Annotated in this window: 6 protein-coding genes; 1 reads left to right on the forward strand and 5 read right to left on the reverse strand. The window is 72.9% G+C overall.

The features are described 5' to 3' along the window. Nucleotides 1–6: 6 nt before the first annotated feature. The 5 genes from ACZ7CH_RS40685 to ACZ7CH_RS40705 are packed head-to-tail and all read right to left on the reverse strand — an operon-like array spanning nt 7 to nt 9,915. Nucleotides 7–1,473: a hypothetical protein gene (locus tag ACZ7CH_RS40685; protein ID WP_470376414.1), complete on the reverse strand. Its 1,467-nt coding sequence runs from the start codon at nt 1,471–1,473 to the stop codon at nt 7–9. Continuing rightward, nucleotides 1,470–5,057, reverse strand: coding sequence for a S8 family serine peptidase (locus ACZ7CH_RS40690; protein ID WP_470376415.1), 3,588 nt, complete (start codon nt 5,055–5,057; stop codon nt 1,470–1,472). Before ACZ7CH_RS40690 ends, ACZ7CH_RS40685 begins: the two co-directional genes overlap by 4 nt. Before the next feature lie 30 nt (nt 5,058–5,087). Then, the gene (locus ACZ7CH_RS40695) at nt 5,088–7,187 is read right to left on the reverse strand and encodes a hypothetical protein (RefSeq protein ID WP_470376416.1); all 2,100 of its coding nucleotides are present in this window, start codon (nt 7,185–7,187) and stop codon (nt 5,088–5,090) included. Between the two features lie 32 nt (nt 7,188–7,219). Next, nucleotides 7,220–9,301 carry a papain-like cysteine protease family protein gene (locus ACZ7CH_RS40700; protein WP_470376417.1) on the reverse strand — a complete coding sequence of 694 codons (2,082 nt, stop codon included), beginning with the start codon at nt 9,299–9,301 and terminating at the stop codon, nt 7,220–7,222. A 5-nt stretch (nt 9,302–9,306) separates the two neighbouring features. Then, on the reverse strand, nt 9,307–9,915 hold the full coding sequence (locus ACZ7CH_RS40705; RefSeq protein ID WP_470376418.1) for a hypothetical protein: 609 nt from the start codon (nt 9,913–9,915) through the stop codon (nt 9,307–9,309). A gap of 321 nt (nt 9,916–10,236) precedes the next feature. Here ACZ7CH_RS40705 and ACZ7CH_RS40710 point away from each other — a divergent pair. Then, nucleotides 10,237–10,436: hypothetical protein (locus ACZ7CH_RS40710; protein WP_470376419.1), on the forward strand; the 200-nt coding region annotated here is incomplete at its 3' end.

Here is a 10,436-nt window from a genome sequence, read left to right on the forward strand (position 1 = left end):
CGGGCGTCACCCCCTGGCCAGCTCACCGAGCCGCGCGAGGAGCTTCGTGAGCCCGGTCGGCGCCTCCGGCAACGACTCGGTGCTCGTGTGCAGCTCCACCTTGCCGTCCGGGTAGGCCAGCGCGGTCACCACGACGTCGTCCGCGCCCAGCCGGCGCGACGCCTGGCCCAGCACGCCGCCGCAGGTGGCGAACACGGTCAGCACCAGGTCGCCGAACGGCTGGCCGGGGAAGCGGGGCAGCACGAGGCTCGTCGGGCGGCCGTACTCGGCGTCGAACGCGGAAGAGAGCAGGCCGCCGGACACGTAGGGCGCGGTGAAGTTGAGGACGCCCTGCACGCGGTCGCCGGCGCGGGTCGAGGCCGGCACCGGGCGGCCCGCGGCGTCCACCGGGACGATGGCGAGCACGTAGCCGACGCACCACGACTCGGGTTTGACCATCGTGATCCACCCGCTGGTGCTGTCGAGCCGGCCGGAGGCGGGGACGACCGGCCAGCGCGGCGGCGTGAAGGCGACCTCGGCCTTCCACTCCACGCCGACGGTGTCCGGGTGCTGGGTCACGACGGCGGTGGTGACCCGCCCGCCGCCGGGCCCGAAGACCGCAGAGGACGGTGCCTGGCCGGTGGAGGGACGCAGCGTGACGGTGGAGGACGCCACGAGCTGGCTGCCCACCACGACCACGGTCGGGGAGACGGTCTGCTGCGGGTCGACCTGGCGGACGTCGGCCGCGCCGCGGCCGGCCAGCAGCGTGCCCAGCGGGGTGTCGAGCGTGTGGTGTTCGACCGCGGGGTACCAGTCGTCGGGGTTGGCGGTCGGGATCACCGCCGTGGCGCGGACCGTGCCGGGGATCGTGCGGGCCACGCCCTGCTCCAGCGCGGTGCGCCAGGCCAGCACGCCGAGCTCGGTGAGCTCGACGGCGATCGTCGCGGCACCGGCCAGCGGTGAGGCGGTGATGATCGCGGGCGCCGCGGCGACCCCCGCGGGCAGCTCCAGGTCGACGGTGAGGCCCTGCAGCACGGCGGGCAGCACCGTGAACGGCGCGCGGCGGGTCTCCGGCAGCGGCAGGGTGTCCCGCCACGTCCAGCGCTCCCGTGCGACCCGTTCCACGTACGGCCTGCCCACGTACGCGCTCACCGAGATCACCGCGGAACCGCCGGTCGTGACGACGGCGCCGTCGGGGCGGACCTCGCGGCGCACGGTCAGGGCGAAGTCGGTGAGGGCGAGCGAGGTCGGGGTGAACCACAGGACGTCGAGCGTCTCGTCGGGGCACACCACGAACCCCGGGTCGTGGTCGAACGGCGGCAGGTCGACGACCTCCTGCTCGACGTCCTGGTAGAGCGGGTACAGCAGGCGTTGCGGCACCTCCTCCGGTGTCCACCGGGGGATGACGCCGTAGTCGTCCGGCTCGTGCAGCAGTTCCGGCTGCTCGACGGGGTAGGAGTCGATCAGGTCGAGGGCGAGGACGCGTTCCTTCACGGCTGCTCCTTCGGGGTGGTGGTGGAGAACGGCAGGAACACCCACTCCAGGTCGGCGCCGCGCACCCCGAGCACGACCGGGTGGCTGATGTCCATCGCGGCGAGCGCGGCGCCCAGGTCCTCGGAGCGGACCAGCAGCTCACGGCTGCGGGCGCCGGCGGTGACGCGCACGCCGGTGACGGTTCCGCCGTGGTAGCGGACCTCGGTGATGCGGCCGGTGACCTGCAGGGGCAGGTGGCCGGGGAGGTCGGGTGCGGCGCCGGTGACGACGACACCGGCGCGGGCGCGGCGGGCGAACGCAGTGCCGTCGGCGTCGGCGCCGACCACGTCGAACGGCACGTCGAGCACCGCCGGTCCGCCGGGCAGGTCGACGACGTGACCGAACGCGGGCACCGACGCGGCACGGGCCGCCGCCTCCGGGTTGCCCCTCTCCCGGTCGCGGTGCGCACGCGACGGCCGCACCCGCAGCACGAGCGGGCGTCCGGCCTCCGAGTCGGGTGTGCGCGCCAACCGGGTGGGCGGCAACGAGACCTGCCGCAGCGACGAGCCGGGCGCGGCACTCACGCGCAGCAACCGCCGGCCCGGCGCGACCTCCGGTGTCTCGACGGTCAGGCCCACACCGCCGCGGACCCACGCGATCGGCTCGCCCACGACCGGCTCGCCCACGACCGGCTCGGCGAACGCCGCCCGGACCGTCCACGTGCCGGGCACCTCGCCCGCGCGGTCCACGACCAGCTCGGTGCGGTCGGCGTGCTCCACCACCCGCGTGCCCGGACCCGGTGCGGCGGCGGGCTCTCCCGGTCGCTGCACGGAGATCGCGGTCGTGCGCGCCGGGAACACGAGCACCAGCGTGCTGTCCGCCGCGACCACGCCGAAGCTGACCGCGACACCCTCGTCGGCGGACACCCGCGTGAGCAGGACCTGTTGCAGCCCCGCGGACTCCACCGCGGTGTCGCGCAGCACCGCGCCCAGTCCCGGTGCGTGGTCGGCGAGCCGGTAGCGCACGCGGGTGCCGGCGCCGACCGCGGTGGCGAGCCGGGCCAGCAGGTCCGGGTCGTCGGACACCACGTGCACGTCGGCCTGTCCGGCCAGCGCCCGCACCGAGTCCACTCCGGACTCGGTGATCGGCGTGCCGGCGGGCAACCCCAGCAGTGCCACCGCGTCCACCGCGTCCACACCGTCCACGTGCTCCCGGACGGCCGCGGCGGCACCGGCCAGGCCCGTCGCCTCCTCCGCCACCACGTGCAACCGCGCTCCGGTCGCCGCCAGGACGCTCGCGGAGGTGTCCGTGGCCTCCCGCCACCGGCCGGGGGCGCACTCCGGTTCGGCGGCCGAGCCCTCCGCCCACCACGCGGCCTCGTCGGGGGTGAGCTCGGGAACGGGAGCTCCGCGCGCGATGCCCGCGACCACGGTGGTGCCGGACGCGGTGTGGTCGGCCTCGGCGTTCGTGATCACGAGCGCGAAGTCCTGCCCCGGCCGCTCGAACCCGCCGGTGAGCGCGTCGGTCGTGAGCGTCAGCGCGGTCACCGTGACCTCCAGCGCGTGCACTTCGCCTGCGGGGAGGTAGATGCACTGCAGGTTGTCCGCGCCCTCCTCGCGCAGCACGGCACCGGTCGGCGTGGCACCGGTGAGCGCGCTGTCGGCCATCGTCCAGCCGCCGCGGAACCGGTCAGCTCCACCGCGCCACGTGCGTCCGCCGTCCTCCTTGGCGCGCAACGCCAGCCGGTTGACCACCGGGCTCGCCGACGCCGTGCCGCTGCCGACCGCGCCCGGCGGGTCCGTCCAGGCCAGAGTGATCTTCACCGGCCGCGCCGGGTCGGCCGCGCGGACCGGGAAGCGGCGGGTCTCCCCCTGTCCGGTCAGGAGGTCGGCCTGGTCGAACGCGAGGCGCGCCACGGCCGGGTCGAGCAGCTCGCGCAACGACAACCGGCCCCAGCCCTGCTGGTTGTTGGGGACCGGGCCACCGGTGTCGATCGGCTCGGCGCCGTTGACGACGAGCGCGCGCAGCATCGCCGGTGACGGGTTCACACCACCGTGCCAGCGCCGCCACCACTGGGCGAGCAACGCGCACGCCCCGGCCGTTTTCGGGCTGGCGCCGGAGGACCCGCCGCCCCACGTGATCAGGTCGCTGACGTAGTCGACCTCGCCGGGGAACACGCCGTGCGCGGCGGAGGCGGTCCACTCCCCCGGTGCGACGACGTGCGGGCGGATCCGCCCGTCACCGCAGTTGCCGTGGCTGGACGGGTACGAGCCGGTGTAGACGTCGCGGACGTCGTCGCTGTCGGGGCCGCCGACGTCGGGCCGGTAGTTCTCGGAGTTGCCGGTGACGATGACGTTCTTCGCCGCCTTGGGCCGGGTCAGCCCGGACCGGCCGTTGTTGCCGGAGGAGAAGCACACGGTCAGCGGAACGCCGTCCGCGGCGCGGACCATGCTGTCGTACAACGCTTCTTCCGAGCCGTAGTCCATCGGGTCGGCGAGCTTGCGGCCCCAGGAGTTGTTCTGGATCGCGATCGACCGGCCCGCCTGCGCGGTGGTCTCGCCGCACAGCTCACGGCCGGGGCGGCCGAAGTCCTGCGACAGCACCGTCGCCGCCGGTGCCGTGCCCAGCCCGTAGCTGAACCCGGCACCGTCGCGTTCGGTCCGGTACGCCCCGGCCGCGTGACCCGCGACCATGGTGGCGTGCCAGTCCTTGCGGCCACCGGCGAGGTCCTCGGCCCGGCCGGCGAACGCGGGGTGGCCGACGTCGACACCGCCGTCGACGATGCCGATCACCGCACCGGAGCCGTCGACGTGGTGCGCGGTCAGCCACTCGTCGTAGGAACCGTGCGGCCGCCCGGCGAGGTCGAGCTGCCCGGCCACGACGAGCCCGGCGACCTCGTCCTCCTGCTCGGCGTCGCCGAACGACTCCACCGACAGCACCACCGGCAGCGCCAGCAGCCGGTCGAGCCCTTCGGCGCCGACACGGGCGCGGACCCGCACGCGTTGCTCGTCGAGCACGTCGTTGCCCGCACCGGGCACCAGCTCCACGACGGCGCCGACCGCGGCGACCACCTGTGCGCGTTCCCGCGGGGCGGCGGCGAGCACCACGACCGCGTCCTCGCCGTCCTCGGCGAGCAGCGGCGGTGCGGTCTTGAGCGCGCCGGTCAGCTCGGTCACCGACCGGATCGCCGGGTCGCCCTCGCTGGTGCGCACCGCCTCGGGCAGCGCGGCGAGGTCGCTGCGCCGTCCCCGCACGAGGTAGCTGTTCTCCGGCTGGTAGCCCAGCAGCACGACACCGCGGTCGCGGACCTCGGCCAGCCACCGCGGGTCCGGTGGTGCGACGAACTCGACGTAGGCGGCGACGTCGGGCTCGTCCTCCGGCGCGGGGCGGCCCAGCGCCTGCCGGATCGACCGGCGCGCGGCCGAGACGGCGGTGCGGTTCGCCCTGGCCGGCAACCGGAGACCACCCGTGCCGACGTGGTCGCCGTCCTGCGGCCGGTCGGCCGCGGTGGCCACCTCGACCACCGCGGCACCGTTGCCGTAGGAGTGCACGAGCCGTTCGCCGGGCTGTGGTGCGTGTGCGGGCACCAGATAGGTGTGCGGCATCGTGCCCTCCCTCCTCCCTGACCGGCCGGATCAGACGGTGAGCGTCGTCCGGATGGTGTCGACGTACTCGCCGCTGCCGTCGAGGCGGACCTCGACGTCGCGGCTCTCCTTCTCGAACGCGCTCCAGTCGTCCGACGGGCGCAGCCGCACCTGCCGTGACGTCCCGTCGGCCAGCCTCACCCACAGCGAGGTGCCGCCGCGGCCGTACTCGACGCCGACCGTCCAGCCGCGGATCAGCTCACCAGGACGACCGGGCGCCGCCGGGCGGCCCGACTCCGGCCGGGGCTTCTCCGGGCGCGGCTGCTCCGGTCGCGGCCGCTTCATGCCCTCTGGCCGACGGGCGGGCAACGGCCTGGGCCTGTGCGGTTTCGTCTCCTGGTCGGGGCGCTTCGGCGTGAGGTCCACGACGATCGGCCTGGCCTGACCGCGCACCAGGGCGAGCGCGACGTCACCGGCCTCCGGCAGCTGGGTCTCGCTGGTGACCAGCCGGACCGCGCCGGTGGTGAGGTCGGCGAGGATGAACACCGCGGTGTCGGACGGCGGGATCACCGTCTCCGGTGCCCGCCGGATGCGGCCGCCGATCTGGCCGAACGCGCTGAACTTCGCGACACCCGGCCGGCCCTGCAGGTCGAGCGGGTAGGCGAAGTTGACCGGTGTCGCGGTGTCGAGGCGGGCCGAGTCGCGCAGCGGCGCGCTCAGGTGCGGACCCTCGTAGCTGACGTTGAGGACCAGGAAGTCCTCCGCCGGTGTGGTCGGGTTGAGGACGATGCGCCCGTTCTCGGTGACGAACAGGTAGATCTCGGTGCGCCCGACCGACGCGGAGGCCTTGATGACCATCTGGTCACCGCCCTCGCCGACGGTGCGCCGCTGCACGTCCTTGACGATCGGCCACCGCGGTGTCGCGAAGTTGAGCTGCGTGACGCAGTTGACGACGACGTCGCCGGGCCGGGTGCTGACCACGGTGTAGCGCTCGGTGCCGCCCTCCTTGCCGAACACCGGTGCCCGCGGGATGGAGCCCTCGCTGTAGCTCAGCGACACCGAGGCGCTCTCCAGCTGCTCGTCCGCGTCGACCAGGACGACCGAGTCGAACGCCTGCTGTGCGGGCACGTTCGTCAGGCACGCCGGGTCCAGGCCGCTGAACAGGGCCGCCAGCGAGATGTCCATGGTCTGGGTGAGCCAGGTGGTGCCGCGGAACTCGATGCGCTGGGTGAAGTCGATCGCGTCGGACTGCTGCTTCCACTTGAGCGCGAAGCCGGCGCCACCGAAGAACCCGCCGCCGTGCTCGGCCTGGGCGGGCGCCACCTCCGGCATCGGCGCGAAGATCTGCTCGAACAGGATCTTCTGCGCCTGCTGGGAGAACGTCTTCACCATCTCCTGGCGCAGCGCCTCCAGGTCCGGCGGCAGGCCCTGGTTGAAGAACACGACCTCGACGGTGCCGTTGCGGGTCAGCTCGTCCCACGCGGACTCGATCTTGGCGCTGCCGCCGAAGAAGAACCCGTTGTAGCTCACGTCGAGCGCGGCCGAGAAGTGCTCGAACATGCGGCGCCCGTGCACCCGCACCTCGGCGCCGATGTCGGGCATCCGGCGCAGGTACTCGTAGCTGATCGTGATGTCGCCGTTGATCCCGGTGCCGGTGCGGATGCCCTGCGCCCACTCCAGCGCGCCGACCTCGGTCAGGTTCGCCATGAACGACAGCGACCCGCCGGGCGTGCCGACGTCGCGCTCGTTGTGGGCCTGGTCGGAGGCACCCGCGATGGTGGGCAGGTTGAGCCGCGCCTTGCCCTTCTGCGTGGTGAGCGGGTGGAACCGGACCAGGTTCGGGTCGGCGATGCCCTGGGCCGCGACGAGCGCCTTGGCCTGGTCGATCGTCGCCGCGTCCATCGTCGGCGTGGTGTTGACGGCGATCGTCGCCGCACCACTGGCGATCTTGATGCTGCCGTCGGGCTGCTGCGTGGTGTAGGTGGTGACAGCGACCCCGGGCTTGCCCCGGTCGTCGAGCATCAGCCGCGGCTGTCTGGCGACGTAGAGCACCAGGTTGGGCTGGTCGCAGTTGTAGAGCGTGTAGTTGCCCGCCGTGCCGAGCGCTCCGGACAGGCTGACCGGGACGCTCTCGGTGAGGAAGGTTGCCATGGTCGTTTCTCCTCGTGTCGGATGCCTGGCGATCAGCCGTGCACCAGCGCGGTCTCGGCTCCGGCGCCGAACTCGCGGTCGAACCGGGTGAAGGTGATGTGCTCGGCGGTGCCCGCGAACGGCGGCCACGGGTCGTTGACCCGCACCGAGGTCCCCTCCGGGGTGCCGTCGCCGTCGATCCCGCAGACGACGACGCCCCGGTGCGGCGCGTCCGGCCGGACCGCCCAGACCGGGCCCCACTCCCGCAGCAGCGCCGCCCAGTCGCGCGGGGACAGGCCGGTCACGCGTTCCTCGGCCAGCCGCCACGTGCCGACCGCCGCGCGGATGCGCTGCCACGGGTAGGAGGTGTCGAGGTCGAGGCCGGCGTCAGCCGCGACCTGTGCGGGGGTGATGGCCTTGTGCTCGCGGGCTTCGACCAGCGCCGCCAGTGACGCCGCCCAGCCGGACGTGGTGGTCGGCTGCGGCACCAGCGCCACGGGCACGGTCACCGAGAGGGGCCGGCCGGTCTCGGCGTCCGGCGGGACCTGCCTGCGCACCAGCGGTGTGCCGAGCGGCCGGTCGACCACCTCGTCGCCGGCCTCGTCGCCGGTGAGGACGCGCAGTGATCCGTTCTGCACCAGCAGCAGCACGACACGGGTGTCGGCCGGGAGCTCGCGAGAACCCTGGACGAGCTGTCCGCCCACGGAACCGGCGACGATCACCGTGCAGAGGGCGTGCCGGTCTCCGGTCGCCGGGTAGTGGACCGTCACCGCGCCGTCCGGTGCGAGGGTGGCCGACCAGACGGTGTTGCCGCACTTGGCGGTCAGGCTGACCACGTCGTCCGCACGCCCGGCGGGCCGGTCGTCGTCGAAGACCGCCAGGAAGATCTCCTGCTTCACCAGCCACTGCTCCGGGCGCACGTGGACGTGGGGTGATCCGGGCTCGGTGGTCTCGTGCACCGACACCACGGGCAGGTGCGGCGCGCTGAAGACGATCTGGGTGCGGTGCTCGACGGTGAGCTGCGCGGGGTGCTCGGTCGTGACCGTGGTCGTGCGGGTGCCGCCGGCCCTGTCGAAGGTCAGCACCGCCGGTGGCCGCAGGTCGCCGAAGTCCAGCGACACCGACACCGAGGCCACGAGCTCGCACGGCTGAACGGTCACCTGCACGGGCACCGACACCGCGGCATCAACGTCGCGCACCACGCTGGAGTCCAGTCGTGCCAACAACTCCGCGACGCTCACCACCGTCGTCCCGGTGAGCCAGGTCAGCCCGCCGACCGTGACGCTCAACGGCAGGTCCGGCACGTCGGCGGCCCGTTTCCAGCGCAGCACGCAGATCGGCGGGCCGGTGGTGGCCTCCTGCCGGACGGCGAACATCAGGTCGAACAGGTTCTCCCTGATCTGGTCGACGAGGGCGTCCCTGGCGGCGAGCAGATCGCCCGCCGGTGAGCCGCTGAACGTGACCTCGACCGCGCCGGTGCGCACGAGCTCGGCCCACGCCGCCCGGATCTCCCCGGTGGTGCCGGAGATCTCGCCGTCCTCCGCTCTGATGAGCACCGCCGCCAGTCCGTTGTAGACCTTGCGGCCGTGCAACCGGACGACGGACGTGGCCGGTGGCATCAGCCGCGGGTACGAACAGCTCAGGGTGATCGTTCCGGCCACCGGGCCCTTGTCCGTGACCGCCGCCGCCCACCGGTCGGCCTCGGCCGCGGCGAGCTCGACCTGCACCGTCGTGCCGGTCGTCGTGGTGCGGACCGCGTCGACCTCCGCGGACAGCGCGGCATCGCGCACCGGCATCGGCACGTAACGGGGGTCTTCGCCGAGGTAGCCGTCGGCGCGGATCGCCCGCGTCCAGGTGTCCTGCAACGACAGCAGCACCGCCGGGTCCTCGGTGAGGTTGCCGGAGAACTCCAAGGTGGCCGCTCCCCCGGTGGTCTGGAAGCTGTTGCCGGTCCACTCCCGGTAGCGGGTGACGGTGGCGATGGGCCGTCGTTGCGAGTCGACGGCGAACCGCAGCTCCGTGCGCTGGTAGAGCAGCACCTGCGGTTCCGTGCTCGCCCAGATCCGGTAGCCGCCGACGTCCCAGTGGGCGGCGTCCGCGGCGACCGCGGTCAGCGTCTGCGTCGGGGCGCTCATGACCGTCACGACCAGATCGCGTCGAAGACGGCCTGCGGCAACGCGGAGTCGTCCCGCGCGTAGGACCACCCGGCGACCGCGCCCTCCATGTCGGTGATCGCGTTCTGCATCTCCAGCACCTCGTCGTCGCTGAGGTCACCGACGACGGTGTTGACGTCACACCCGACTGCGGCGGCGACGTTGTTGGCGTAGCGCACCGGCTCGTTGCCGTCGGAGGCGGGCGCGTACCGGTTGAACGCCGCGAGGATCGACAGGTGCGCGTAGCCGGGCCCGCGCAGCAGCTGCCGGATCGCGTCGTAGCCCAGGTCCCAGGACGGGAAGATCATGAAGTTGTGCCAGTTGACCTTGCCGGGGTAGGCGCCGTAGGTGGGCCCGCCGGCGGTGATGTTGCCGGGGTTGTTGTTGAGCCAGGAGAAGCTGCCGTCGCCGCCCCTCATGTGCGGCTGTCCCTCCACGACCTCGTTCCCGTACACGACGAAGTTCGAGATCTCCCACCCGTGCCCGCCGTAGTCCTGCGGCGCGCTGGTCCCGAACCACTGGGACTGGGGGATGTTCTTCGTGCGGGAGACGTTGCCGTTCCAGTACCAGAGAGCGTCACCATCGTCGAGAGCCATCGCGCTCACCCACCTCCGGACTCCAGGGGTGACCACGGCCGTCAGCCGGGTCCGCACCCTGAGGCTCCGCCAGGGGTTCGCTGATACAGGTCTTGTGGTTGTTCACACTTTTGGCCCAGTTACCGCTACGCCAAGTGGTCGTGTGGTAACGCTGGTGCTTGCGGTTCCTCGATCGGGCCTGCTCCATCCGGACCAACTGCGAACCGAACGGAACCGCGTGACGCAGCGTTGCGTCATCCTTTCGAGCGAGGAAGTACCGCGTTCGGGGAGGGACGTCACGGTGCCCGTGCAGACCAGCGTGAAGACCACCGGAGGCCTGTGATGTCGAACCCCCTGGTGGTCAAGCCCGACGCCGCGCCGTCGGGGTTCATGAACGCGGGTACCGGTGACAACGGCTGGGCCACCGGCATCTCCATCGCCGAGTCCGCGATGGACACGTTCAACGGCATCAAGGACGGCAACTGGATCGAGGGTGGCCTCGGCATGGTCGGCCTGGTCGCCGACGCCGCCTCGATGGCGAT

Source organism: Lentzea sp. NPDC037011 (assembly GCF_055607425.1).